This window comes from Vibrio sp. 1727, assembly GCF_033344415.1.
GTDB lineage: Bacteria > Pseudomonadota > Gammaproteobacteria > Enterobacterales > Vibrionaceae > Vibrio > Vibrio alginolyticus.
In genome coordinates, this window is record NZ_JAWPOT010000001.1 from 447,947 (window position 1) to 471,786 (window position 23,840).

Annotated in this window: 17 protein-coding genes; 16 read left to right on the forward strand and 1 reads right to left on the reverse strand. The window is 45.7% G+C overall.

Annotation, left to right across the window (positions count from 1 at the left end):
- Nucleotides 1-35 precede the first annotated feature (35 nt).
- From murE to lpxC, 11 genes are all read left to right on the forward strand, one after another.
- Nucleotides 36-1,517: a UDP-N-acetylmuramoyl-L-alanyl-D-glutamate--2,6-diaminopimelate ligase gene (gene murE, locus R8O10_RS02125; protein ID WP_064368980.1), complete on the forward strand. Its 1,482-nt coding sequence runs from the start codon at nt 36-38 to the stop codon at nt 1,515-1,517.
- The gene (locus R8O10_RS02130; protein WP_064368981.1) at nt 1,514-2,878 is read left to right on the forward strand and encodes a UDP-N-acetylmuramoyl-tripeptide--D-alanyl-D-alanine ligase; all 1,365 of its coding nucleotides are present in this window, start codon (nt 1,514-1,516) and stop codon (nt 2,876-2,878) included. The genes murE and R8O10_RS02130 overlap by 4 nt, the downstream gene beginning before the upstream one ends.
- Complete coding sequence (gene mraY, locus R8O10_RS02135; protein WP_005372931.1) at nt 2,878-3,960, forward strand: phospho-N-acetylmuramoyl-pentapeptide-transferase; 1,083 nt, start codon at nt 2,878-2,880, stop codon at nt 3,958-3,960. The genes R8O10_RS02130 and mraY overlap by 1 nt, the downstream gene beginning before the upstream one ends.
- Before the next feature lie 39 nt (nt 3,961-3,999).
- The gene (murD, locus tag R8O10_RS02140) at nt 4,000-5,313 is read left to right on the forward strand and encodes a UDP-N-acetylmuramoyl-L-alanine--D-glutamate ligase (protein ID WP_053306876.1); all 1,314 of its coding nucleotides are present in this window, start codon (nt 4,000-4,002) and stop codon (nt 5,311-5,313) included.
- Nucleotides 5,314-5,331: 18 nt separating this feature from the next.
- Nucleotides 5,332-6,528 carry a cell division protein FtsW gene (gene ftsW / locus R8O10_RS02145; protein ID WP_005372933.1) on the forward strand — a complete coding sequence of 399 codons (1,197 nt, stop codon included), beginning with the start codon at nt 5,332-5,334 and terminating at the stop codon, nt 6,526-6,528.
- The gene (gene murG / locus R8O10_RS02150) at nt 6,515-7,582 is read left to right on the forward strand and encodes an undecaprenyldiphospho-muramoylpentapeptide beta-N-acetylglucosaminyltransferase (protein ID WP_031781122.1); all 1,068 of its coding nucleotides are present in this window, start codon (nt 6,515-6,517) and stop codon (nt 7,580-7,582) included. The genes ftsW and murG overlap by 14 nt, the downstream gene beginning before the upstream one ends.
- Nucleotides 7,583-7,605: 23 nt before the next feature.
- The gene (murC, locus tag R8O10_RS02155; protein WP_005387395.1) at nt 7,606-9,063 is read left to right on the forward strand and encodes a UDP-N-acetylmuramate--L-alanine ligase; all 1,458 of its coding nucleotides are present in this window, start codon (nt 7,606-7,608) and stop codon (nt 9,061-9,063) included.
- Between the two features lie 192 nt (nt 9,064-9,255).
- Nucleotides 9,256-10,038: a cell division protein FtsQ/DivIB gene (locus R8O10_RS02160; RefSeq protein WP_005387393.1), complete on the forward strand. Its 783-nt coding sequence runs from the start codon at nt 9,256-9,258 to the stop codon at nt 10,036-10,038.
- Entirely contained in the window at nt 10,031-11,293 is a 1,263-nt protein-coding gene (gene ftsA, locus R8O10_RS02165) for a cell division protein FtsA (RefSeq protein ID WP_318191055.1), read from the forward strand. Before R8O10_RS02160 ends, ftsA begins: the two co-directional genes overlap by 8 nt.
- A gap of 30 nt (nt 11,294-11,323) precedes the next feature.
- Complete coding sequence (ftsZ, locus tag R8O10_RS02170) at nt 11,324-12,562, forward strand: cell division protein FtsZ (protein WP_017633617.1); 1,239 nt, start codon at nt 11,324-11,326, stop codon at nt 12,560-12,562.
- Nucleotides 12,563-12,663: 101 nt separating this feature from the next.
- Nucleotides 12,664-13,581 carry a UDP-3-O-acyl-N-acetylglucosamine deacetylase gene (gene lpxC, locus R8O10_RS02175; protein ID WP_318191056.1) on the forward strand — a complete coding sequence of 306 codons (918 nt, stop codon included), beginning with the start codon at nt 12,664-12,666 and terminating at the stop codon, nt 13,579-13,581.
- A 113-nt stretch (nt 13,582-13,694) separates the two neighbouring features.
- Here lpxC and R8O10_RS02180 read toward each other — a convergent pair whose 3' ends face one another.
- Nucleotides 13,695-14,153 carry a DUF721 domain-containing protein gene (locus tag R8O10_RS02180; protein WP_033906094.1) on the reverse strand — a complete coding sequence of 153 codons (459 nt, stop codon included), beginning with the start codon at nt 14,151-14,153 and terminating at the stop codon, nt 13,695-13,697.
- A 407-nt stretch (nt 14,154-14,560) separates the two neighbouring features.
- On the opposite strand from R8O10_RS02180, the gene secA reads away from it, so the two are divergent.
- The 5 genes from secA to carB all read left to right on the forward strand — a co-directional run bounded on the left by secA (nt 14,561) and on the right by carB (nt 23,635).
- Complete coding sequence (gene secA, locus R8O10_RS02185; protein WP_005381868.1) at nt 14,561-17,290, forward strand: preprotein translocase subunit SecA; 2,730 nt, start codon at nt 14,561-14,563, stop codon at nt 17,288-17,290.
- Between the two features lie 155 nt (nt 17,291-17,445).
- Complete coding sequence (mutT, locus tag R8O10_RS02190; protein WP_005387387.1) at nt 17,446-17,844, forward strand: 8-oxo-dGTP diphosphatase MutT; 399 nt, start codon at nt 17,446-17,448, stop codon at nt 17,842-17,844.
- A 110-nt stretch (nt 17,845-17,954) separates the two neighbouring features.
- Complete coding sequence (dapB, locus tag R8O10_RS02195) at nt 17,955-18,764, forward strand: 4-hydroxy-tetrahydrodipicolinate reductase (protein WP_213912406.1); 810 nt, start codon at nt 17,955-17,957, stop codon at nt 18,762-18,764.
- A 481-nt stretch (nt 18,765-19,245) separates the two neighbouring features.
- Nucleotides 19,246-20,385: a glutamine-hydrolyzing carbamoyl-phosphate synthase small subunit gene (gene carA / locus R8O10_RS02200; RefSeq protein WP_017821483.1), complete on the forward strand. Its 1,140-nt coding sequence runs from the start codon at nt 19,246-19,248 to the stop codon at nt 20,383-20,385.
- A 16-nt stretch (nt 20,386-20,401) separates the two neighbouring features.
- Entirely contained in the window at nt 20,402-23,635 is a 3,234-nt protein-coding gene (gene carB / locus R8O10_RS02205) for a carbamoyl-phosphate synthase large subunit (protein ID WP_005381854.1), read from the forward strand.
- Nucleotides 23,636-23,840: the final 205 nt, after the last annotated feature.

Here is a 23,840-nt window from a genome sequence, read left to right on the forward strand (position 1 = left end):
TTAAGAAAACCTGAGCCAAAGCTCGGAGAACAAATATGACTAAAGCCATCAGTATGGACGTGCTGCTTTCCCCTTGGGTGGATTGCCCTAGCTTATCGTCCGTTCTTGTTTCTGAATTGGAGCTCGACAGCCGAAGAGTTCAACCTGGAACCACGTTTGTAGCAGTGATTGGCCATGTTGTGGATGGGCGTAAATTCATTGCCTCTGCAATTGAGCAAGGTGCAAATGCAGCCCTTGCGCAAGCCTGCGATGTCAAAACACATGGTACGGTGGAAATCATTGATGATGTTCCCGTCATTTACATTGATAGGTTGGACCAACGTTTATCCGCAATTGCTGGAAAGATCTATGCTTACCCTGATATGGATTTGATTGGTGTCACCGGCACCAACGGCAAAACCACCATTACCCAGTTAATAGCGCAATGGCTAGAACTGCTTGACCATAAAGCGGCGGTAATGGGAACAACAGGAAATGGCTTCCTCAATAACTTGCAACAAGCTGCGAATACAACGGGGAATGCCGTTGAAATTCAGAAAACGCTCTCCTCTCTCGCAAATCAACAAGCCACATACACCGCGCTAGAAGTATCTTCCCATGGCCTGACGCAAGGTCGTGTCAAAGCATTATCATTTGCGGCGGGCGTGTTTACTAACTTAAGTCGTGACCATCTTGATTACCATGGCACGATGGAAGAGTATGCCAATGCAAAGCTTGGGTTGTTCACGCAACACCAATGTGAACGTGCCATTATCAATGTTGATGATGAAGTAGGTCATCAATGGGCGTCGCAGTTAAGTAATGCGGTCGCTGTTTCGCTCAAACCGAACACTGAATTTGAAAGCGCAATTTGGGCGACGGAAGTCAGTTACGCGGAGTCAGGGATTACTATTAAGTTCGATGGTAAATTTGGCTCAGGTGAATTGCACGCGCCATTGATTGGTGAGTTTAATGCAACCAACTTAATGCTCGCTTTTGCGACCTTATTAAGCTTAGGTAAAGAGAAACAAGCGTTACTCGAAACCGCAGGTCAACTGAAACCTGTACTCGGCCGAATGGAGTTATTCCAAACTGAGGATCGTGCCAAAGTCGTGGTTGATTATGCCCATACTCCTGATGCTTTAGAAAAAGCGCTGCAAGCTTTACGAGTTCATTGTGAAGGCCAGCTGTGGGCTATTTTTGGCTGCGGTGGCGATCGCGATGCAGGTAAGCGCCCAATGATGGCGGAAATTGCAGAGCGTCTAGGCGATAGAGTGGTGTTGACTGACGATAACCCACGCAGCGAAGACCCGGTTCAGATTGTGAAAGACATGTTAGCTGGGCTGTCAAAACCTGCTGAAGCGATTGTTCAGCATGACCGCTTCAAAGCACTGTCTTATGCCATTGAAAATGCTTCGCCAAACGACATTATCTTGTTAGCTGGGAAGGGTCATGAAGATTATCAGATTCGTAATGGCGAAACGATTCATTACTCCGACCGCGAGTCCGCAATGCAACTTTTAGGATTGACCTCATGATCAAAGTAACGTTATCTCAAATTGCAGACATCACTCGTGGCGAGCGATTCGGCGACGATCTATTTATCGACGCGGTTTCTACTGATACACGAGCGATTGAGCGTGGGGCTCTATTTGTGGCGTTAGTAGGGGAGCGCTTTGATGCGCACAACTTTTGCCAACAAGCGGTAGATGCAGGTGCCGGTGCTTTACTCGTGGAAAAATGCTTAGATGTGAATGTGCCGCAAATTGTGGTGTCGGATACCAAACTTGCATTGGGTGAGTTTGCTTCTTGGGCGCATCAAGCATGCCAAACACCTACCGTTGCCATCACCGGAAGTTGCGGTAAAACGACCGTAAAAGAAATGGTTGCGAGTATCCTGCAATTGAAAGGCAAAGTGCTATTCACGGCGGGTAACTTCAATAATGATATTGGTGTTCCGTTGACATTATTACGCTCACAGCAGGATGATGATTATGCCGTGATTGAGCTTGGTGCTAACCATATAGGTGAAATTGCTTACACGACTCAGTTAGTAAAACCAGATATCGCGTTAGTGAACAATGTAGCCGCCGCTCACCTTGAAGGCTTTGGTTCTATCGATGGCGTGAAACAAGCCAAAGGTGAAATCTACCAAGGCCTTTCAGCTGGTGGTATTGCGATTGTTAACCTAGACAGCAATGGTGAAGCCAAGTGGGATGAAGTGTTAGCAGATAAGAAAGTCATTACTTTTTCACAAAGTAATACTGATGCAGACTTCTTCGCTTCTAACATCGTATTGAACGCCGCAGGTGAAGCAAGCTTTGACTTACATATCGCAGCAAGCTCACAAGAAATTGAACTGTCTCTGGGTATTATAGGTCAACACAACGTTGCGAATGCCATCGCTGCTTCTATTATTGCGTTACAAATGGGCGCCACATTAGAAGAGGTTCGCGCTGGCCTTAAACATTTGAACAAAGTGAAAGGTCGCGTCGAGGTTGAAGCGCTGAGCGAAAAGATAAAATTGATTGACGACAGCTACAACGCGAGCGTGCCAGCCATGAAAGCGGCAGTTGATTTATTGGCCGCTTTCCCAGGTCAACGCTGGCTGATTTTAGGTAATATGGCGGAATTGGGCGAGGAAAGTCTTGCACTTCATCGTCAAGTCGGGGAACATGCTGCCCCACAAAAATTTGAACATGTTCTCACATATGGTGCAGACGCCAAGGTGATCAGTGATCTTTGCCAAGGCATTCATTTTGAGACGCACCAAGAGATGATTGAATACATCAAGCAGCATCTAGACCAAGCCGTTCCTGAAAACCATACGATATTGGTGAAAGGAGCGAACGGTGCACGTATGTTTGAAGTCGCTGCTGCTTTGAAGGAGTATTATTAATGATTATTTGGCTTGCCGAGCTGCTACAGCCATACCTGTCTTTTTTCCGATTGTTTGAATACTTGTCTTTTCGAGCAATCCTAAGCGTATTAACCGCTCTAGGTCTGTCATTATGGATGGGACCAATCATGATCAAGCGTTTGCAAATGCTGCAAATTGGTCAGGTAGTGCGTAACGAAGGTCCTGAATCTCACTTTAGTAAGCGTGGTACCCCAACAATGGGCGGTATCATGATCTTAGCGGCCATCTCAATCACGATTTTGCTATGGACAGACTTATCCAACCCTTACGTATGGGCGGTACTGACAGTCTTACTTGGCTACGGTGCGGTCGGATTTGTTGATGATTATCGTAAAGTGGTACGCAAAAATACCGATGGCTTGATCGCGCGTTGGAAGTACTTCTGGCAGTCGTTGATCGCGTTTGTCGTCGCTTTCGCATTGTATGCTTACGGTAAAGACACAGCAGCAACTCAGCTAGTGGTGCCATTCTTTAAAGACATCATGCCGCAGCTTGGTTTGATGTATATCATTCTGACTTACTTTGTCATTGTAGGTACAAGTAACGCGGTCAACCTGACTGATGGTCTAGACGGTTTGGCAATCATGCCAACGGTTCTTGTTGCAGCAGGCTTCGCGGTTATTGCATGGGCGACCGGTAACGTTAACTTCTCTGAATACCTTCATATACCATACTTACCACATGCTTCTGAGTTAGTTGTCGTATGTACAGCAATCGTAGGTGCAGGCCTTGGTTTCTTGTGGTTTAACACGTACCCAGCACAAGTGTTCATGGGCGATGTGGGCTCACTAGCGCTTGGCGGTGCATTGGGCACCATTGCTGTTCTAGTTCGTCAAGAGTTGGTGTTGGTGATCATGGGTGGCGTATTTGTAATGGAAACGCTATCAGTCATCCTGCAGGTAGGTTCTTACAAATTACGTGGTCAGCGCATTTTCCGTATGGCACCAATTCACCACCACTACGAATTGAAAGGTTGGCCAGAACCTCGCGTAATCGTGCGCTTCTGGATTATTTCTATGGTTCTTGTTCTGATTGGTCTTGCGACATTGAAAGTGCGTTAATCGCGCTTTCCAAGAACAAGATTTACAGTGTGATCAAATATGGAACGTTGGCAAAACATACATAGTGTTGTCGTCGTAGGGCTCGGTATTACCGGGCTCTCTGTCGTTAAACACCTAAGAAAAAATCAGCCACAACTTGTGGTCAAAGTCATTGATACTCGTGTAAACCCTCCAGGTGCAGAGCGCTTGCCGGAAAGTGTTCAACTGCATAGTGGTGGTTGGAATACAGACTGGCTTTCTGACGCGGATCTTATCGTGACCAACCCTGGTATTGCGCTAGCGACACCAGAGATCCAAGCCGTATTAGCAAAAGGTACGGCCGTAGTAGGTGATATCGAGTTATTCGCTTGGGCGGTGCAGAAACCGGTGATTGCGATTACGGGCTCAAACGGTAAGAGCACAGTAACCGACCTCACAGGTGTGATGGCTGAGGCTGCAGGTTTGGATGTTGGCGTTGGTGGTAACATCGGTGTGCCTGCACTGGATTTGTTAGAACAAGACGCAGACCTATATGTACTCGAACTCTCGAGCTTCCAGTTAGAAACGACGTCAAGCTTAAAGCTCAAAGCCGCTGCGTTTCTGAATCTTTCTGAAGATCATATGGATCGTTATCAAGGCATGTCTGACTATCGACAAGCTAAGTTGCGTATTTTTAACCATGCTGCTCTTGCAGTCGTGAACCGTGATGATCAAGAAACCTTCCCAGACGCAGAGATGCCATTGGTGACATTTGGCAGCGACAATCAGGACTTTGGTCTCGAGGTGGATGGCAACCGTACTTGGCTGCTCGATCACGGTCAACGAGTTGTCGCAAGTGATGAGCTTAAGTTGGTTGGTAAGCACAACTTATCTAACGCTCTGGTTGCTTTAGCGCTATTAAAAGCTGCGGACGTAAACTATCACAAAGCATTGAATGCACTTAAAAATTACACAGGACTGACACACCGATGCCAGGTGGTTGCGGATAATCAAGGCGTCAAATGGGTGAATGACTCTAAAGCAACTAATATTGCCAGCACTATGGCTGCGCTATCTGGTTTGGAATCGACAGGCAAGCTCTACTTACTCGTTGGTGGTGTTGGCAAAGGTGCTGACTTCTCGCCATTAAAACCGATCTTCGCGACGCTTAACTTGCAACTGTGTTGCTTTGGCGCTGATGGCGATGAATTTATGCCACTGCATGAATCTGCAATACGTTTCGACACTATGGAAGATGTGATTCAACAAGTATCTTCGCAGTTAAAACCAGGTGATATGGTGATGCTGTCTCCTGCATGTGCTAGCTTTGATCAATTCGACAACTTTATGGCAAGAGGTGATGCTTTCGCTGCTCTTGCTCAGAAATATGCATAATTAAAGGTTACACACTTCGTGGGTTTAGGTAACGTTAAACGCAGTATTGGCAATTGGCTCAAGCATCCAGCCCCAGAGGCGATGTTTGATCGTCAGTTAGTGTGGATTGCACTGGGTTTGATGTTGACTGGTTTGGTCATGGTAACCTCTGCATCATTTCCAATCAGCTCTCGATTAACGGAACAGCCGTTCCACTTTATGTTTCGTCATGCGACGTTTCTCGTGCTGGCGTTAGGGACCTCCGCTGTTATTTTGCAAGTGCCTTTGCAAGAGTGGTTTAAGAAGAGCCATTACTTACTTTGGGCTTCTTTCGCACTGTTGATCATCGTGCTTTTGGCGGGTAAGTCGGTTAATGGTGCGTCTCGTTGGATTCCCCTCGGGCTGTTTAACCTTCAGCCAGCGGAGGTCGCGAAGCTATCGCTGTTTATCTTCATGTCTGGTTACTTAGTTCGAAAGCAAGACGAAGTACGACAAACGTTCTTTGGTGGCTTTATGAAGCCAATCATGGTGTTTGCCTTCTTCGCAGTATTACTACTTGGTCAGCCAGACTTGGGGACGGTGGTCGTGATGCTGGTCACGCTGTTTGGCATGCTTTTTATCGCAGGTGCAAAACTAACCCAGTTTCTCGCCTTGATGGTGGCAGGTATCGGTGCTGTCGTTGGTTTGATTCTCGTCGAGCCATACCGTATGCGACGTGTAACCTCCTTCCTTGACCCGTGGGAAGACCCGTTTGGTAGTGGCTATCAGTTGACTCAGTCTTTGATGGCGTTTGGTCGTGGTGAATGGTTCGGACAAGGTCTCGGTAATTCAATTCAAAAACTGGAATATCTACCGGAAGCGCATACCGACTTTGTGTTTGCCGTACTTGCTGAAGAGCTTGGTTTCGTGGGCGTAGTGCTGGTCTTAATGCTGATTTTTAGCTTGGTGCTAAAAGCGGTTTACATCGGCAAGCGTGCATTTGAAGAAGGCGAAATGTTCGGAGGTTATCTGGCTTTCGGAATTGGTATTTGGTTTGCGTTTCAAACCTTGGTTAATGTTGGAGCTGCCGCCGGTATTGTTCCAACTAAAGGTTTAACACTTCCACTCATCAGTTATGGTGGTTCTAGTCTAATAATTATGTCCGTCGCAGTGTCCATACTACTGCGTATCGATTACGAATGCCGCTTGAAACGCGAGCAACAACAATCAGAACAACAAGCTAATGAAACAAAATAAACGTTTGATGGTGATGGCTGGTGGTACTGGCGGTCACGTATTCCCAGGTTTGGCGGTAGCAAAACAGCTTCAAGAACAAGGTTGGGAGATCCGTTGGCTAGGTACGGCGGATCGAATGGAAGCGGATTTGGTGCCAAAACATGGCATTGAAATCGACTTTATCAAAGTGAAAGGGTTACGAGGTCAAGGCGTTAAACGTCTTCTTGCAGCACCATTTCAAATTATCAATGCCATTATGCAGGCTCGTGCTCACATGAAACGCTGGCAGCCAGACGCAGTGCTTGGTATGGGCGGTTATGTTAGCGGCCCGGGTGGTATTGCCGCTTGGATGAGTGGCATTCCTGTTGTTCTGCATGAACAAAATGCAGTAGCAGGTTTAACGAACCAATGGTTATCGAAAATCGCTAAGAAGGTTTTTCAGGCTTTCCCAGGCGCTTTTCCAAATGCCGAAGTGGTTGGGAACCCAGTTCGTGAAGACGTGACTCAATTAGCAGCGCCAACTGAGCGCATGCAAGAGCGCCAAGGTCCAATTCGCATTTTGGTGATGGGTGGCAGCCAAGGCGCACGTATTCTTAACCAAACTCTGCCAGAAGTGATGTCGAAATTGGGCGAAGATTACTGTATTCGTCATCAAGCGGGTAAAGGTGCCGCCGAAGAAGTGAATGCAGCATACCAAGCTAATGGTGTGGTAAATGCAGAAGTAATGGAATTCATTGATGACGTTGCAGAAGCTTACGCATGGGCTGACCTTTTAGTTTGTCGCTCTGGAGCGTTAACCGTATCTGAAGTCTCGGCGGCAGGTGTAGGCGCTATTTTTGTTCCATTCATGCACAAAGACCGCCAGCAAGCACTTAATGCAGACCACTTGGTGGATTGCGGCGCGGCGAAAATGATTGAACAACCAGATTTAACCGTTGAGTCTCTGACTCTGCAGATCCAACAATTGGATCGCCAAGCTTTACTTACAATGGCTGAGCAAGCGCGTGGCGCTGCAAAATTGAATGCTGACCGAGTTGTCGCACAAGCCATTGTCGCTTTGACCGAAAAGCGTTAACCGAATTATTGAGAATAGAATTGATGACAATCCAACATACACAAGACTTAGCTCAGATTCGCGCAATGGTGCCAGAGATGCGCCGCGTGAAATCCATCCACTTCATCGGTATTGGTGGTGCGGGCATGAGCGGCATTGCAGAAGTGCTGTTGAACGAAGGCTACCAAATCACAGGTTCTGATCTATCAGAGAACGCTGTGACAGAGCGTTTGGTATCAAAAGGTGCGACGGTATTTATTGGTCATCAAGCCAGTAATGTAGAAAAAGCAAGTGTGGTTGTTGTGTCAACGGCGATCAACGAAGAAAACCCAGAAGTGATGGCGGCACGTGAATTACGCATCCCTATTGTACGCCGCGCAGAGATGTTGGCTGAATTGATGCGATTCCGTCACGGTATTGCCGTTGCGGGTACACACGGTAAAACCACGACGACCGCTCTTGTTACTCAAATCTATTCTGAAGCCGGTCTTGATCCAACGTTTGTGAATGGCGGTTTGGTGAAAAGCGCAGGTACAAATGCGCGTCTAGGCTCGAGTCGTATTCTAATTGCAGAGGCAGATGAAAGTGACGCGTCATTCCTGCACTTGCAACCAATGGTGAGCATTGTTACCAATATCGAAGCCGATCATATGGATACCTATGGTGGTGACTTTGAAACCTTAAAGCAAACCTTCATCGATTTCCTTCATAATCTACCGTTTTACGGCCAAGCAATTGTTTGCATTGATGATCCTGTGGTTCGAGAGTTAATCCCACGTATTAGTCGTCAAGTGATAACTTACGGTTTTTCTGAAGATGCCGACGTACGTATTGAAGATTATCGTCAAGAGGGGCAGCAAGGCAAATTTACGGTAGTACGTAAAGGGCGAGCTAACTTAGATATCACGCTGAATATTCCAGGTCGTCACAATGCATTGAATGCGTCTGCTGCGATTGCGGTTGCTACTGAAGATGACATTGAAGACGATGCGATCCTAAAGGCAATGGCTGGTACGCAAGGTACGGGAAGACGTTTTGATCACCTTGGCGAGTTTGATACTGGCAACGGCCATGCAATGCTTGTTGATGATTACGGCCATCATCCAACAGAAGTGGATGTAACCATTAATGCAGCACGCAGTGGTTGGCAAGACAAGCGTTTGGTGATGATTTTCCAACCGCACCGTTATAGCCGTACTCGTGATTTATACGATGATTTCGCGAATGTGCTTGAACAGGTGGATGTATTGATCATGCTGGATGTTTACGCAGCGGGTGAAAAGCCGATTGCAGGTGCTGATGGGCGCGCTTTATGTCGCACAATTCGCAGCCGAGGCAAGGTAGACCCGATTTTTGTTCCAGAAATCGAGCAATTACCTTCAGTTTTAGCTAACGTTATACAAGACGGCGACCTAATCTTAACGCAAGGTGCGGGTGATATTGGTAAAGTGGCGAAACAGCTGGCAGGTCTTAAATTGAATATAAACAAGATGCTTGGCTGACACATATTGTTGACGCGAAGGACAGATAAAGACTCAGATCTCGATTTTGCGTCAATATCATTGTGATTTATTGCTATCAGTGTTTGATAGTTTACAAGAGCTCAGTATAATCCCAAGGTTAAAGTCAAGACTTTTACCTCTGCGTAATTATATGGGTAAAAAGTACACGACAAAAGTCAGGAAACGAAGACGTTGTTGAATATTGCACTGAATGACGAGCGACCAAACACGGGTAACAACCGTGGTCGCCAAGAAAAAATCTTGGGTGCGTTATTTTTCGTTGTGGTTGTGACTTTAATTAGTTCTGTTTTGTACGCGGCGATCAGTTGGATGTGGGATGACCAAAGGTTACCTCTCTCCAAAATAGTACTTCAGGGGAAACTGGAGTATGTCCAAGCTGACGATGTGCAGGCTGCATTTAGTCGAATTGATCACATCGGTACATTTATGTCTCAGGATATTGATGTATTACAGCAAAGTGTCGAAGCTCTGCCATGGGTAGCGCATGCCGCAATCCGAAAGCAGTGGCCGGATACAGTAAAAGTTTTTTTGACGGAGCATCAACCAGAAGCCATTTGGAATGGCAACGAACTGTTAGATAAAAACGGGTTCGTTTTTGATGGAGATGTTGCTCTGTTGCAAGAAGAAAAAGTGAAGCTGTACGGACCCAAAGATAGCGGACCGGAAGTCTTACAGACTTACCGTGATTTGAGTCCTAAGTTTCAGCAATTGGGTTTAGCGATATCGTCTCTGGTATTAAACGAGCGACGAGCTTGGCAAATCATCCTTGATAACGGTATTCGATTAGAGCTCGGTAAAGAGTCTCTTCTTGAGCGTATAGAGCGCTTTTTTAAGCTCTATAACAAGCTTGGCAGTGACACGCAAAGAATCAGTTATATCGATCTTAGGTACGATACAGGAGCCGCAGTTGGTTGGTTTCCTGAACAAGAGTTAGAAGAGAGTACAGATGACTAAGGCCGCTGATGACAACATTATTGTTGGTCTTGATATAGGCACTGCAACCGTATCGGCTCTAGTGGGTGAGGTTTTACCAGACGGTCAAATTAATATTATTGGCGCAGGTAGTAGCTCCTCACGCGGCATGGATAAAGGTGGCGTGAATGATTTGGAGTCGGTTGTAAAATCAGTACAACGTGCAATTGATCAAGCTGAATTAATGGCAGAGTGCCAGATCAGCCGAGTCTTCATTTCGTTGTCTGGTAAGCATATCGCAAGCCGAATTGAAAAAGGTATGGGCACGATTTCTGATGAAGAGGTGTCTCAAGAAGACATGGATCGCGCTATCCATACCGCAAAATCGATTAAAATCGGTGATGAACAGCGAATTCTTCATGTGATCCCGCAAGAGTTCACCATTGATTACCAAGAAGGAATCAAAAATCCGCTTGGTTTATCTGGGGTAAGAATGGAAGTGAGTGTCCACCTTATCTCATGCCATAATGACATGGCACGCAACATTATTAAGGCGGTAGAACGCTGCGGCCTTAAAGTAGAACAACTCGTATTTTCTGGGCTTGCTGCTAGTAATGCAGTAATCACCGAGGATGAAAGAGAGCTTGGAGTTTGTGTGGTTGATATTGGCGCCGGCACGATGGATGTGGCCATCTGGACTGGCGGTGCGTTACGTCACACAGAAGTATTTTCGTACGCAGGAAATGCTGTAACCAGTGATATTGCTTTTGCTTTTGGCACGCCAGTGAGCGATGCTGAAGAAATAAAAGTCAAATATGGCTGTGCTTTGAGTGAACTGGTCAGTAAGGATGACACGGTTAATGTACCAAGCGTAGGTGGACGACCATCACGTAGCCTGCAACGTCAAACGTTGTCAGAAGTGATTGAGCCACGCTACTCTGAGCTTATGGGACTGGTTAACCAAACTATCGACTCTGTACAAGCAAAATTGCGCGAAGAGGGTATCAAGCACCATCTGGCTGCGGGAGTTGTACTCACCGGCGGTGCTGCGCAAATGGACGGAGTGGTAGAATGTGCGGAACGCGTATTCCGCAATCAAGTAAGGGTCGGCAAACCGCTCGAAGTCAGCGGATTAACTGACTATGTAAAAGAGCCGTACCATTCTACGGCAGTTGGATTACTTCATTACGCAAGAGACATGCAGTCTAGCGACGATAGCGATTATAATGAACCTAAACGCTCATCTGTAACTGGCTTTTTCGATAAATTGCGTAACTGGATACAAAAAGAGTTTTAACCTGAGTTGCAGGATAAACGGAGACAACACATGTTTGAACCGATGATGGAAATGTCTGACGATGCAGTAATCAAGGTCGTTGGGGTTGGTGGCGGCGGTGGTAACGCCGTTGAACACATGGTGCGTGAATCCATCGAAGGTGTGGAATTCATCAGCGTCAACACTGATGCGCAAGCACTTCGTAAGACAAGCGTTGGCAATGTAATTCAGATCGGTGGTGATATCACTAAAGGTCTGGGTGCAGGTGCTAATCCACAGGTTGGCCGTGACGCAGCTCTCGAAGACAGAGATCGAATTAAAGATTCCCTGACTGGCGCCGATATGGTGTTTATCGCAGCTGGTATGGGTGGCGGTACCGGTACTGGTGCAGCGCCTGTTATTGCTGAAGTGGCTAAAGAGCTTGGCATTCTAACAGTAGCGGTAGTAACTAAACCGTTTAGTTTTGAAGGTAAAAAGCGTTTGGCATTTGCTGAGCAAGGTATCGATGAGCTGTCTAAGCATGTTGACTCTTTGATCACGATTCCAAACGAAAAGCTACTTAAAGTACTTGGTCGTGGTGTAACACTACTAGAAGCTTTTGCAAGCGCTAACGATGTTCTTAAGAATGCCGTTCAAGGTATTGCTGAGCTAATTACTCGCCCTGGCATGATCAACGTCGACTTTGCGGACGTAAGAACTGTAATGTCTGAAATGGGTCACGCAATGATGGGTAGCGGCATCGCCAAAGGTGAAGACCGTGCTGAAGAAGCGGCTGAAATGGCAATTTCTAGCCCACTTCTGGAAGACATCGATCTAGCGGGCGCTCGTGGTGTTCTTGTCAATATTACTGCTGGTCTGGATATGCGTCTTGACGAGTTTGAGACGGTTGGTAATACAGTGAAGGCATTCGCTTCTGACAATGCGACTGTTGTTATCGGTACTTCTCTAGACCCTGATATGACTGACGAAATCCGCGTAACAGTTGTAGCGACAGGTATTGGTAATGAGAAAAAGCCAGATATCACGCTAGTTGCGGGTGGTAAAGCTAAAGTGGCACCGACGCCGCAAGCTCAACCACAGCAACAAGCAGCGGCAACGCAAGCTGAAGAAAAACCGGCACAGACCTTGCAGAATAATCAAGTGCAAGAGAAGCCACAGGTAACTCCTCAGCCGACAAACACTGCTCCTTCTTCTCCAGCTTCGTCGAGCCAAAGTTCTGCGGCTCCAAAGCAAGAAAAGGAAAGTGGTTATTTAGATATACCGGCATTTTTGCGTCGTCAGGCTGATTAATCTTTAACCCATAAATTTGACATGGCTCAAAATTATGGTAGCATTCACGGTCGACGTTACAGACGGCCGTGTTTTGTAGCAAATTTTTGAGAGGCAAGCAGATGATCAGACAACGTACTCTGAAAGAAATAGTGAAAACAACTGGTGTGGGTCTCCACTCTGGTCGTAAAGTCACACTTACTCTGCGCCCGGCTGCTGCAAATACAGGTATCATTTACCGTCGTACAGATGTAAATCCACCTGTAGATTTTCCAGCTGATCCAGCTTCGGTTCGTGACACCATGCTTTGTACTGCATTGGTAAACGATGAAGGTGTGCGTATTTCAACTGTTGAGCACTTGACTGCGGCACTTGCTGGTATGGGCATCGATAACATTGTTGTCGAAGTAGACGCACCTGAAATTCCGATCATGGATGGTAGTGCAAGCCCATTTGTATACTTGCTACAACAAGCAGGTATCGAAACGCAAAATGCGCCAAAACGCTTCATCCGCATCAAAAAGCCAGTTCGTTTTGAAGATGGTGATAAATGGGCAGAATTTGTACCATTTAACGGCTTCCGTATGGACTTCGAAATTGAGTTTAATCACCCAGCGATTGAATCAGACGAGCAACGTTTGCTGTTTGATTTCTCGTCAAAAGGCTTTGTTCGTGAGATTTCTCGAGCACGTACGTTTGGCTTTATGCGTGATATCGAATATCTACAATCTCAAAACCTAGTTTTGGGTGGTAGTTTTGACAATGCTATCGTTTTGGATGATTACCGTATTCTTAATGAAGAAGGTCTACGCTTTGAAAATGAGTTTGTGACTCACAAAGTGTTGGATGCGATTGGTGACCTTTACATGTGTGGCCACCCAATCATTGGTGAATTCCGTGCCTTTAAATCTGGCCACGGTTTAAATAACCAACTGTTACGTGCTGTTCTTGCAGATCAGGAAGCGTGGGAGTGGACTACATTCGAAGAAGAAGTCGGCTCACCAGTAGCATTCGCAGAACCAAATATGGTGCTTGCGTAAATACTTGGCATTAGAATTAATAAAAAACCAGGCTTATGCCTGGTTTTTTGCTATTTGGCTTTAATCCTGGATTTATCAATAACATTCAAGCTTTCAGCATATTGAAATAACGTTCACTTACGATCTTCCTTTTCTGCCATATCGGCTAATCGTTTTAAACGCTCTTGAATTTTCGGTGGCGCCATGTCGGCAATCGTCATTAATGACTTTGCTGCAGATTCGGTTAGTGGTGGACGCTTAGGTCTGTCGTCTTGTTGAAAGCGGTTTCGATATAGTGAAGGATTGATCCTCACTTCAACGCTCATCAGCTTGGCAAAGCCTTGAGTACGAAGTTTATTTAGGATCATGAGGCGATCGTAATCGATCTTCATTTTGATCGCGGCACTAGAGACATCGATCAATAGATGGCCGTTACGAACATTCGCTACTCGGCAATGATCGGCCGTCCCCGTGGGTAAGACCTCTTGCAAAGCTTGGTTAAGCTGTAAGATTTCTCCAGCATGTTCTTGAATCTGCTTGAACTGTGACTCAGCAATAACATCTTCAGTCGAGGTTGGACGGTGATCACGCATAGGTAAAATCTAATTTTGTTGAGATATAGCTATTCTAGAGCAGCTTTCTATCAAGGTATAGTTTACATTAACGTCTTTAGCTTCAGTTTTACAATGTAGCAAGGTAAAAAGCAAAGTTTGCTCTGGATGGATTACACATATTGCGGTATGCAATATCGGCTAATCAGTCACCACTTTAAGTAAAAACTTCAGAGTGCTTCAAACAAATACGTCTATTTATGGTTGTATCGATTAAAAATCCTTACACTAAGCCACATTGTTTCAAAACTTAGCCTTGAAATATGGATGTTTGAACTCAATATCTTTGATAAATGATTTATCTCAGTATTCTTAGTTCCAAACTGGCAGAGACTGAAGGCATTATGAGTAGATCGGGAACGGTCTGAATAAAGAGAGATTCACGAAAAATGATAACTAAGCTACTGACAAAAGTGATTGGCAGTCGCAACGACCGAACACTGCGCCGCCTTAGAAAAATTGTAAAAGAAATTAATAACTTTGAGCCAACATTCGAAGCTCTAAGTGACGAAGAGTTAAAAGCAAAGACGGTTGAATTCCGTGAGCGCCTAGAGAAGGGTGAAACTCTTGATAAACTACTTCCAGAAGCTTTTGCTACGGTTCGTGAAGCATCTAAGCGTGTCTACGGTATGCGCCACTTCGACGTCCAGCTTATCGGTGGTATGGTTCTAAATGCGGGTCAAATCGCTGAAATGCGTACGGGTGAAGGTAAAACGCTGACGGCAACGCTCCCTGCTTACCTAAATGCCCTAGCTGGTAAAGGCGTTCATATTGTAACAGTGAACGATTATCTAGCTAAACGTGATGCAGAGACAAACCGCCCTCTATTTGAATTTTTAGGTATGACTGTTGGCGTAAACGTGCCAAACATGCCTCCTCAAGAGAAAAAAGAAGCGTACCAAGCTGACATCTTGTACGGAACGAACAATGAATTTGGTTTTGACTACCTTCGTGACAATATGGCTTTCCGTAGCGAAGATCGCGTACAACGTGAACGCTTCTTTGCAGTTGTCGATGAGGTGGACTCAATCCTAATTGATGAAGCTCGTACCCCTTTAATCATTTCTGGTCCTGCTGAAGATAGCTCTGAGCTATACACCCGAATCAACCTTTTGATCCCGCATCTTAAAAAGCAAGACAAAGAAGACTCTGAAGAATATCGTGGTGATGGTCACTACACTGTTGATGAGAAATCAAAGCAAGTATACCTCACAGAAACGGGCCAAGAGTACGTTGAAGAACTGTTGGTGAAAAATGGTCTTATGGAAGAGGGTGACACACTTTACTCACCGACTAACATCAGCATGTTGCATCACGTGAATGCCGCTTTGCGTGCTCATGTGTTGTTTGAGCGCAACGTTGATTACATCGTTACTGACGAAGGTGAAGTAGTAATTGTTGATGAACATACTGGTCGTACAATGCCAGGTCGTCGTTGGTCTGAAGGTCTTCACCAAGCAGTAGAAGCGAAAGAAGGCGTTAAGATTCAAAACGAAAACCAAACTTTGGCTTCGATTACCTTCCAGAACTACTTCCGCTTATACGAAAAACTGTCTGGTATGACAGGTACTGCGGATACTGAAGCGTTTGAGTTCCAATCTATTTATGGCTTGGAAACGGTGGTTATCCCAACCAACAAACCAATGATTCGTAACGATATGCCGGATGTGGTGTACCGTACCGAAGCTGAGAAGTTTGCTGCAATCATTGAAGATATCAAAGAGCGCGTTGCGAAAGGTCAGCCAACATTGGTTGGTACCGTATCGATTGAAAAATCAGAACTTCTTTCTAACGCATTGAAGAAAGCGAAGATCAAACACAACGTATTGAATGCGAAATTCCATGAGAAGGAAGCGGAAATTGTTGCTGAAGCGGGTATGCCTGGTGCGGTAACTATCGCGACCAACATGGCCGGTCGTGGTACGGATATTGTGCTTGGCGGTAGTTGGCAATCAAAAGTGGAAGCTTTGGAGAACCCAACTCAAGAACAAATCGATGCGATTAAAGCAGAGTGGAAAGTGGTACATGATCAAGTACTAGATGCTGGTGGTCTACACATCATTGGTACTGAGCGCCACGAATCTCGCCGTATTGATAACCAGCTACGTGGTCGTTCTGGTCGTCAAGGTGATGCGGGTTCATCGCGCTTCTACCTATCTATGGAAGACTCTTTGTTACGTATTTTCACTTCTGATCGTATGGCGAGCCTTATTCAAAGTGGTATGGAAGAAGGTGAAGCTATTGAATCGAAAATGCTTTCTCGCTCAATTGAAAAAGCACAGCGCAAAGTGGAAGGTCGTAACTTTGATATCCGTAAGCAGCTACTAGAATACGATGATGTGGCGAACGATCAGCGTAAGGTTGTCTACGAGCTGCGCGACGAATTGATGAACGTTGAAGACATCAGCGGTATGATCGAGCAAAACCGTGAAGATGTGCTAACAGCGGTTATTGATGAGTACATCCCGCCACAATCACTAGAAGATATGTGGGACGTTGAAGGTCTGCAAGAGCGCTTGAAAGCAGACTTCGATCTTGATGCGCCAGTGAAGCAATGGCTTGAAGAAGACGATAAGCTTTACGAAGAGGCGCTACGCGAGAAGATCATCAATCTAGCCGTTGAAGTGTACAAAGAGAAAGAGGAAGTGGTGGGTGCCCAAGTGCTTCGTAACTTCGAGAAATCGGTTATGCTTCAAACTCTGGATACGCTTTGGAAAGAGCACTTGGCAGCAATGGATCACTTGCGTCAGGGTATTCACTTACGCGGCTATGCGCAGAAGAACCCGAAACAGGAATACAAGCGTGAATCGTTTGAACTGTTTGAAGGTCTACTAGAAGCGCTGAAAACTGATGTGATTACTGTTCTATCTCGCGTTCGAGTTCAGCAACAAGAAGAAGTTGAACGTATGGAAGAGCAACGTCGTGCGCAAGCTGAAGAGGCCGCTCGTCGTGCTCAAGCGCAACACGCAGCAGCACAAAACCCTCTTTCTGAAGGTGAAGAATCTGAAGAAGGTTCAAGTCAGCCAATGGTACGTGATGAACGTAAAGTAGGTCGCAATGAGCCTTGCCCTTGTGGTAGTGGTAAGAAGTATAAACAGTGCCACGGCAAAATCGACTAACGTATTAGTCAGATAATTTTTTAAAGAGTCGCCTAGGCGGCTCTTTTTTTAAGCAAATTCTGTGGCTGTCGAATTTCATAAGTTTTGATAGCATCGGATAGTTTTAGAGATTCAAAGACCGTTGAAGTGTAACGGCTTGAGAGTTAGGAACCCCTATGAAAAGAATTCACATAGTCGCGGCTATTATTTTTAACCAAGACAAATCAAAAATTTTTATTACAAAGCGTCCAGATGACAAGCATAAAGGCGGGTTTTGGGAGTTTCCCGGCGGGAAAGTCGAGTCAGGAGAAAGTATTGAACATGCTCTAGCAAGAGAACTTGAAGAAGAGGTAGGAATTGAAGTTACTGAGCAAGCCCTTTTCGAGCATTTGGAATATGACTATCCAGACAAATCACTTAAGTTTGATTTTATTACGGTATCTAAGTTCAGTAATGAGCCTTACGGCCGAGAAGGTCAAGAAGGTCGCTGGGTTGAGATAAGAGAATTGGGTAACTATGCCTTTCCTGAAGCGAACGTGCCTATCTTGGAGCGTGTCGTAAAAGAGTTCGCTTAAGCCTGATGAACTTGCTTGTGGTAACCACGGTATGTTGTTAGTTTAAACAGATTAAGCGAAACGAGAGAACGAGAGCAAACCTCGTTATCCAGAGAAGGAGAGAAAGCGCAATGGTTCGTATTGCAATCGCAGGAGCAGCAGGCCGAATGGGCCGTAATTTGGTTAAAGCTTCACACCTTAACCCAGAGGCGACAGTGAGCGCGGGATCAGAACGACCTGAGTCCTCACTTGTCGGTGTCGATATCGGTGAACTTTGTGGTGAAGGCAAATTCGATGTGTTCTTAACGGATGATCTTGCTAAAGACGTCGATAATTTTGATGTAATCATCGATTTTACTGCCCCAGTAAGTACGTTGGTGAATCTTGAACTGTGTAAGAAGCATGGAAAGAGTATTGTGATTGGGACGACTGGTTTCAGTGATGCAGAGCGTGAACTGATTGACGAAGCCGCTAAGCAAGTGCCTGTTGTCATGGCTCCTAACTACTCTGTTGGTGTGAACCTAGTATTTAAGCTTCTTGAGAAAGCAGCCAAAGTGATGGGCGACTACTGTGATGTTGAGATTGTCGAAGCACATCATCGTCATAAAGTTGATGCTCCTTCTGGTACCGCTATCGGGATGGGGGAAGCCATTGCTGGTGCGATGGGCAACAAGCTGAATGATGTAGCTGTCTATGCGCGAGAAGGTATCACAGGTGAACGTACTAAAGATGAGATCGGCTTTGCTACAATTCGCGCTGGCGATATTGTCGGTGAGCACACAGCCATGTTTGCTGATATCGGGGAACGAGTGGAGATAACGCACAAAGCGACCGATCGCATGACGTTTGCTAATGGCGCCGTCAAGGCCGCTGTTTGGTTGAGTGCCAAACCAGCAGGCTTTTATACCATGACAGATGTTTTGGGATTGAATGAACTCTAAATACATAATTATTCGCCGGCTGTAGCCGGCTTTTTTATATCTATAGAATTATTTGTAAATGAAATGATTCTAACAGAAAGTATTTTGGTGCTTACTTTTGTTGTTGTTTTGGTTGTTTTGTGGGTGTTTTGGGTTTTGATGTCTAAAAACTAATGTCTTTTTTGTTGGGTGAACGTTTGCGTGAAAAACCAATACTTTTTTGTGATCTCTAAAAAGTTCAAATTTGTAAAATTCATTAAACCTCTATGCCTCTCTATGTAATAGCATGTAAAAGTTATCTTTTTGGGCCTTACTGATTCAAAATGACCTTACTCGCTAGAAATTAATCATTTATTTTTGATTGTAGGTTGACAGGTTTCGAGTCCAACTTTAGAATACCGCCAATTTGTCTGAAATACCTATTTATGTAGATTTTATAGGTAAAGGAAGGCATGTTTGCAGTTTGATTTATTTTTTTTGCATTTTTATTCTGGAGGTTGTCTTGGGTAAATTAGCACTGTTGGTCCTAGAAGATGGGACAGTGTTCCGCGGAGTGTCCATAGGGGCAGATGGTCTTTCCGTTGGTGAAGTCGTTTTTAATACCTCGATGACGGGGTATCAAGAAATCCTCACTGATCCTTCCTATTCTCAGCAAATCGTCACTCTCACTTATCCTCACATTGGCAATACCGGAACCACTTCCGAAGATGAAGAATCCTCTTCCATTCATGCACAAGGCCTTGTGATTCGCGATCTTCCTCTAATCGCTTCTAACTTCCGTAACGAACAATCCCTCTCTGATTATCTTAAGTCTCAAAATATCGTTGGCATCGCTGATATCGATACTCGTAAGCTCACTCGTATCCTGCGTGAAAAAGGTGCTCAAAACGGCTGTATTGTTGCGGGCAACAACCTAGACGAAGCTTTGGCACTAGCGAAAGCAAAAGAATTCCCAGGCTTAAAAGGAATGGACCTTGCGAAAGAAGTTACAACAAAAGAAGCGTATCAATGGAAGCAAGGTTCGTGGACGCTTGAAGGTGGACTTCCAGAGGCGAAAGATGACAGCGAGCTGCCATACCACGTTGTCGCTTACGACTTCGGCGCAAAACGCAACATCTTACGAATGTTGGTTGACCGCGGCTGCCGCTTAACGGTTGTACCTGCAGAAACGTCAGCGGAAGAAGTTTTGGCACTAAATCCAGATGGCGTATTCTTATCAAACGGCCCTGGTGACCCAGAACCATGTACTTACGCGATTGAAGCAACCAAAGTGTTCCTAGAAAAAGGCCTGCCAATTTTTGGTATTTGTCTAGGTCACCAAATTCTGGCGCTAGCATCAGGTGCGCAAACGGTGAAAATGAAGTTTGGTCACCACGGTGCAAACCACCCAGTAAAAGATTTAGAGCGTAACGTTGTGATGATTACCTCGCAAAACCACGGCTTTGCGGCAGATGAAGCAACATTACCGGAAAACTTACGTGCTACTCACGTATCGCTATTTGATGGCTCTTTGCAAGGTATCCACCGCACAGACAAGCCAGCATTTAGCTTCCAAGGTCACCCAGAAGCGAGCCCTGGTCCACATGACGCGGCACCGCTATTTGACCACTTTATCGAACTAATCAAAAAACACAGCGCTTAATTCGGAGTAGTAGATAATGCCAAAACGTACTGACATTCAAAGTATTCTAATTCTTGGTGCTGGTCCGATTGTTATCGGTCAGGCATGTGAGTTTGACTACTCTGGCGCACAAGCGTGTAAAGCTCTTCGCGAAGAAGGCTACCGAGTTATCCTAGTTAACTCTAATCCAGCAACGATTATGACTGACCCAGAGATGGCAGATGCGACTTACATCGAGCCGATTCAGTGGGAAGTTGTACGCAAGATCATCGAGAAAGAACGTCCTGATGCAGTTCTGCCAACTATGGGTGGTCAGACAGCACTTAACTGTGCGTTAGATTTAGAGAAGCACGGCGTTCTCGCAGAGTTTGGCGTAGAGATGATTGGTGCAACGGCTGATGCAATCGACAAAGCGGAAGACCGTTCTCGTTTTGATAAAGCGATGAAGTCTATCGGCCTTGAGTGTCCTCGCGCAGATACAGCGAAGAGCATGGAAGAAGCTTACAAAGTTTTAGATATGGTTGGCTTCCCTTGTATCATTCGTCCATCGTTCACCATGGGTGGCACTGGTGGTGGTATCGCGTACAACAAAGAAGAGTTTGAAGAAATCTGTCGTCGCGGTCTGGACTTATCTCCGACCAATGAACTTCTTATCGATGAGTCACTAATCGGTTGGAAAGAGTACGAAATGGAAGTCGTTCGTGACAAAGCGGACAACTGTATCATCGTATGTTCAATCGAGAACTTTGACCCAATGGGCATCCATACGGGGGACTCAATCACGGTGGCTCCAGCACAAACACTGACTGACAAAGAATACCAGCTTATGCGTAATGCATCGCTAGCCGTTCTACGTGAGATTGGTGTTGAAACAGGTGGTTCAAACGTACAGTTTGGTATCAACCCGAAAGATGGTCGTATGGTCATCATCGAGATGAACCCGCGTGTATCTCGCTCTTCTGCGCTAGCATCAAAAGCAACAGGCTTCCCAATCGCGAAAATTGCCGCGAAACTGGCTGTTGGCTTTACGCTAGACGAACTACAAAACGACATCACAGGTGGTGCAACACCAGCATCATTCGAACCAACTATCGACTACGTCGTAACTAAAATTCCTCGCTTTAACTTCGAGAAATTTGCTGGAGCAAACGACCGTCTGACAACTCAGATGAAATCGGTTGGTGAGGTAATGGCGATTGGTCGTAACCAACAAGAATCTCTTCACAAAGCACTGCGTGGCCTAGAAGTTGGCGCAACTGGTTTTGATGAGATGGTCGATCTTGAAGCACCAGATGCACTGACTAAGATTCGTCACGAACTTAAAGAAGCAGGTGCAGAGCGTATCTGGTACATCGCCGATGCATTCCGAGCGGGTATGTCAGTCGACGGTGTGTTCAACTTGACTCAAATCGACCGCTGGTTTCTGGTTCAAATCGAAGAAATTGTAAAACTCGAAGAGCAAGTCAAGGCTGGCGGCTACGCAGGTTTGACCAAAGAAGTGCTTCGTCAGATGAAACGCAAAGGCTTCTCTGATGCGCGCTTGTCTAAATTGCTTGGTGTCGCTGAAAGTGAAATTCGCCGTGCTCGTGAGCAGTTTGATATTCATCCGGTTTACAAACGTGTGGATACATGTGCAGCAGAGTTTTCTTCTGACACGGCTTACATGTACTCATCTTACGATGAAGAATGTGAAGCAAACCCAACAGACAAAGATAAGATCATGGTTCTTGGTGGCGGTCCAAACCGTATCGGCCAAGGTATCGAATTCGATTACTGTTGTGTTCATGCATCACTTGCGCTGCGTGAAGACGGTTACGAAACCATTATGGTTAACTGTAACCCAGAAACGGTATCTACTGACTACGATACGTCTGATCGTCTGTACTTCGAGCCAGTAACTCTGGAAGATGTACTGTCTATCGCTCGCGTTGAAAAACCAAAAGGTGTGATTGTTCAGTACGGTGGTCAAACGCCACTTAAACTGGCTCGTGCTCTAGAAGCGGCTGGTGTGCCAATCATTGGTACTAGCCCAGATGCTATCGACCGTGCGGAAGACCGTGAACGCTTCCAAGCCGCTGTTGACCGTTTAGGTCTACTTCAGCCAGAAAACGCGACAGTAACAACGATGGAGCAAGCGGTTGAGAAATCGAAAGAAATTGGCTTCCCATTAGTTGTTCGTCCATCTTATGTACTCGGTGGTCGTGCGATGGAAATCGTATACGACGAGCAAGACCTGCGTCGCTACTTCAACGAAGCAGTAAGCGTATCGAACGAGTCTCCAGTTCTGCTAGACCGTTTCTTGGATGATGCAACCGAAGTTGATATTGATGCTATCTGTGACGGTGAACGCGTCGTTATCGGCGGTATCATGGAGCACATCGAACAAGCGGGTGTTCACTCTGGTGACTCTGCATGTTCACTGCCTGCATACACGCTAAGTCAGGAAATTCAAGACAAGATGCGTGAGCAAGTTGAGAAGTTAGCATTCGAACTCGGTGTACGCGGTTTGATGAACACGCAGTTTGCTGTGAAAGATAACGACGTTTATCTAATTGAAGTGAACCCTCGTGCTGCTCGTACGGTACCATTCGTATCGAAAGCGACAGGCGCTCCTCTAGCGAAAATCGCTGCACGTGTAATGGCGGGTCAATCTCTAGAGTCACAAGGCTTTACTAAAGAGATTATCCCTCCTTACTACTCAGTGAAAGAAGTGGTTCTGCCGTTCAACAAATTCCCTGGTGTTGACCCTCTATTGGGCCCTGAAATGCGCTCAACAGGTGAAGTAATGGGTGTGGGTGCAACGTTCGCAGAAGCTTACGCGAAAGCAGAGCTAGGTTGTGGTGCGGTTTATCCTGAAGGTGGTCGTGCGCTACTGTCTGTACGTGAAGGTGATAAAGAGCGTGTTGTTGACCTAGCTTCTAAGTTAGTGAAACTGGGTTACCAGTTGGATGCGACACACGGTACTGCTGTAATTCTGGGCGAAGCGGGTATTAACCCACGTTTGGTAAACAAAGTACACGAAGGTCGTCCACACATTCTTGACCGCATCAAGAACAACGAATACACCTACATCGTAAACACGGCTGCTGGTCGTCAAGCGATTGAAGATTCGAAAGTTCTACGCCGTGGTGCACTGGCAGAAAAAGTGAACTACACAACGACACTGAATGCAGCGTTCGCTACATGTATGTCTCATACTGCAGACGCAAAAGCGTCAGTAACTTCGGTTCAAGAGTTACACGCTAAAGTGAAAGCGAGTCTAGACGCGTAACAGATAAAAATCAGTAAGCTCATTAATCAGGGCTTACATGACAACCTCATTGCCCGCTCATTTGAGCGGGCTTTTTTATATCGAGGTTTTTCTAAAATGAAGAGCATTAAAGTGTGCTAGGAACGATTGGTATGCTTTGCTTTTGAAGATCATTAAGCTAATGATGGCAAGCAATGTGCCCAAAGATGAAGCAATAGAACTACCA

Excerpts from the sequence above, each read along its gene's own strand:
- murC (WP_005387395.1), top strand. The coding sequence starts at position 7,606 with ATGACAATCCAACATACACAAGACTTAGCTCAGATTCGCGCAATGGTG.
- murD (WP_053306876.1), top strand. The coding sequence starts at position 4,000 with ATGGAACGTTGGCAAAACATACATAGTGTTGTCGTCGTAGGGCTCGGT.
- dapB (WP_213912406.1), top strand. The coding sequence starts at position 17,955 with ATGGTTCGTATTGCAATCGCAGGAGCAGCAGGCCGAATGGGCCGTAAT.
- murG (WP_031781122.1), top strand. The coding sequence starts at position 6,515 with ATGAAACAAAATAAACGTTTGATGGTGATGGCTGGTGGTACTGGCGGT.
- mutT (WP_005387387.1), top strand. The coding sequence starts at position 17,446 with ATGAAAAGAATTCACATAGTCGCGGCTATTATTTTTAACCAAGACAAA.
- R8O10_RS02130 (WP_064368981.1), top strand. The coding sequence starts at position 1,514 with ATGATCAAAGTAACGTTATCTCAAATTGCAGACATCACTCGTGGCGAG.
- R8O10_RS02180 (WP_033906094.1), bottom strand. The coding sequence starts at position 14,153 with ATGCGTGATCACCGTCCAACCTCGACTGAAGATGTTATTGCTGAGTCA.
- ftsA (WP_318191055.1), top strand. The coding sequence starts at position 10,031 with ATGACTAAGGCCGCTGATGACAACATTATTGTTGGTCTTGATATAGGC.
- mraY (WP_005372931.1), top strand. The coding sequence starts at position 2,878 with ATGATTATTTGGCTTGCCGAGCTGCTACAGCCATACCTGTCTTTTTTC.
- ftsZ (WP_017633617.1), top strand. The coding sequence starts at position 11,324 with ATGTTTGAACCGATGATGGAAATGTCTGACGATGCAGTAATCAAGGTC.
- lpxC (WP_318191056.1), top strand. The coding sequence starts at position 12,664 with ATGATCAGACAACGTACTCTGAAAGAAATAGTGAAAACAACTGGTGTG.
- carB (WP_005381854.1), top strand. The coding sequence starts at position 20,402 with ATGCCAAAACGTACTGACATTCAAAGTATTCTAATTCTTGGTGCTGGT.
- murE (WP_064368980.1), top strand. The coding sequence starts at position 36 with ATGACTAAAGCCATCAGTATGGACGTGCTGCTTTCCCCTTGGGTGGAT.
- secA (WP_005381868.1), top strand. The coding sequence starts at position 14,561 with ATGATAACTAAGCTACTGACAAAAGTGATTGGCAGTCGCAACGACCGA.